1 protein-coding gene is annotated in these 258 nt (G+C 67.8%); it reads left to right on the forward strand.

The window, feature by feature from the left end; translation table 11 throughout:
• Positions 1–258 (forward strand): polysaccharide biosynthesis protein (locus SB719_RS21190; protein ID WP_412159892.1); only part of this gene is annotated, 258 nt, incomplete at both ends.

A 258-nucleotide genomic window follows, 5' to 3' on the forward strand; every position in this document is an offset into this window, starting at 1 on the left:
GGTCGCGATCGAGGACCTGCTCGGTCGCAAGCCGGTCATGCCCGACTGGAAGGCCATCCGCGCCTGGCTGCGCGAGCGGAGCGTGCTGGTCACGGGGGCGGGCGGTTCCATCGGCTCCGAGCTGTGCCGCCAGATCCTGCGTTTTGGGCCTGCGCAGATCGTCGCGTTCGATCTGTCCGAATACGCGATGTACCGGCTTACCGAGGAGTTGCGGGAACGCTTCCCCGACCAGCCCGTCGTGCCGATCATCGGCGATGC

This window comes from Pantoea sp. SIMBA_079, from assembly GCF_046940275.1.
Classification (GTDB): Bacteria; Pseudomonadota; Gammaproteobacteria; order Enterobacterales; family Enterobacteriaceae; genus Pantoea; species Pantoea borealis.